Here is a 2320-nt window from a genome sequence, read left to right on the forward strand (position 1 = left end):
AGTATTGCTCCGGCTGGTCGATCGTGGTGGCCCCCATTGACATAAACACAAAGGCGAACAAGATCGGTATCACAGCCCAAACGCCGGCTAAGACGTACTGCGCACGGAAAAACTCGAGTCCCGTTACGCCGAGTATTGCGAAGTAGCGTGTGACAACGACAAATCCAAATAGGTACGTGACTAGGGCGAGGATTGAAGCCATTTGAGCGGCATGTGCTAACACGTCGCGAAGCGAGGTTGTTGCAACATCGCGGGTCACAGTCGCGCTTTCGACGCTGTTTGGCACGTACCACTCTCTGAAAGCTAGGGCGCGGCTTGCGCCGCGCCCCGGTCACAGTACTCGAATCGGTTAACTGCTTAACAGCTAATCGGTCCTACTGCGTGCCGGATAATCCGGCGTTTCTTCTAACTGCAACCACTCGTCGAGCCGCAGCTCATGGTGGCGGCTGCGGCCGCCGATCCAGTTCCTTCGCTCACGGAAACCGCCCGCTCGCTCAGGATGACATTTGTGCTGCGGTTCATGCGGGTTAAGAACACCCGCTTGTGGAACCGCAGGACATGCATCTATAGCAGCTTCCGTTCCTGGTCATGATCGCGCCGCAGATGTGGCACGAGGGCGCGTCGCCCATGTCGACGTAGTCCTTCATGGCATCGGCAGCGTGATACAGGCCGCGGTCCACCGGCTGCGCCGGATCGCCGATCGTCGCTTGCCGACTGCCGATCTCAGGAGGCAGACCACCCTGCGGCGGAAGCGTCCGTTCATCCGGAATGGGCGCGCCCATCATCTTCGGGCGGAGGCCGTCGAACAGGCTCTGCTGCTGGCCGGTGAGGAAGCGCAGGTGCAGCCAGCGGAAGATGTAATCCATGATGGACTTGGCGAAGCCGATGTCCGGGTTGTTGGTCCAGCCGGAGGGCTCGAAGCGCGAGTGCGCGAACTTCTCGCACATCAGCTTGAGCGGCACGCCGTGCTGCAGCGCGATGGAGGTCGAGGTCGCGAACGAATCCATCAGCCCGGAGACGGTCGAGCCTTCCTTGGCCATGGTGATGAAGATCTCGCCCGGGGTGCCGTCCTCGTAGAGCCCGACGGTGATGTAGCCGTCGTGCCCGCCGACCGAGAACTTGTGCGTCACCGAGAGGCGCTCGTCGGGCAGCTTGCGGCGCACCGCCTTCGGCGGGCCGTACTGCGGAACTTCTTCCGCTACGGCCGGCGGGCCGCCGGCGCTACTCTTCTCGTGCGTCACTCCGCCCTTGGCCATGAGCGGCTGCGATTTCTTCGAGCCGTCGCGGTAGATGGCGACCGCCTTCAGCCCGAGCTTCCAGGACTGGAGGTAGGCCTCCATGATCTCCTCGACGGTGGCGTTCTCGGGCATGTTGACGGTCTTCGAGATGGCGCCGGAGAGGAAGGGCTGCGTGGCGGACATCATCTTGACGTGGCCCATGTAGGCGATGGAGCGCGTGCCCTTGGAGGGCTTGAAGCTGCAATCGAAGACGGGCAGGTGCTCGTCCTTGATGTGGGGCGCGCCCTCGATGGTGCCGGTGGCGTCGATGTAGCTGACGATGGCGTTGGCCTGGTCGCCGGTGTAGCCCAGCTTGAACAGCGCCGAGGGCACGGTCTGGTTCACGATCTTGATCATGCCGCCGCCGACCAGCTTCTTGTACTTCACCAGCGCGAGGTCGGGCTCGATGCCGGTGGTGTCGCAGTCCATCATGAAGCCGATGGTGCCGGTGGGCGCGAGCACGGTGACCTGCGCGTTGCGGTAGCCGGACTTTTCGCCCTGCGCGAGCGCCTGGTCCCAGCAGTCCTTCGACGCTTCGATCAGCGTGGAGAGCGTGTTGGTCCAGGACTGCGGCGTGCCGGGCGCGTTCAGCGACTGGCCGATGCGGTTCGCGGAGGCGCGGTGCATGCGGATGACGTCGAGGAACGGCTCGCGGTTGGGATAGAAGCCGGGGCAGGCTCCGCCGGTGATGTCGTTGGGCGAGATGCGGCCGGCGGGCGCCAGCGAGGGGCACAGCTCGGCGATGCGCGCCGACTGCAGGTAGGCCTCGCCGCACATGATGGCGGTCACGCAGGCGGCGTAGTCGCGTCCCGCGTCGGAGTCGTAGGGCAGGCCGTTGGCCATCAGCAGCGCGCCCAGGTTGGCGTAGCCCAGGCCGAGCGGGCGGTAATCGTGCGAGTTCCGCATGATGCTCTCGGTCGGGTAGCTCGCCCAGTCCACCAGGATCTCCTGCGCCGTGATGGTGATGTCCACCGCGTGCCGGTACGCCGCGACGTCGAACTGCCCCGAGGGCGCGGTGAACTTCATCAGGTTCAGCGACGCCA

2 protein-coding genes are annotated in these 2320 nt (G+C 64.4%); both read right to left on the minus strand.

Going from position 1 to position 2320, the window contains the following annotated elements; all coding sequences use genetic code 11:
- On the minus strand, positions 1-286 hold a 286-nt coding region (locus VLA96_04080), incomplete at its 3' end, for a hypothetical protein (protein ID HSE48367.1).
- A 241-nt stretch (positions 287-527) separates the two neighbouring features.
- Positions 528-2320: hypothetical protein (locus VLA96_04085; protein ID HSE48368.1), on the minus strand; the 1793-nt coding region annotated here is incomplete at its 5' end.

The sequence above is a fragment of the Terriglobales bacterium genome (genome assembly GCA_035457425.1).
In the GTDB taxonomy this organism is placed as follows: domain Bacteria; phylum Acidobacteriota; class Terriglobia; order Terriglobales; family Acidobacteriaceae; genus JACPNR01.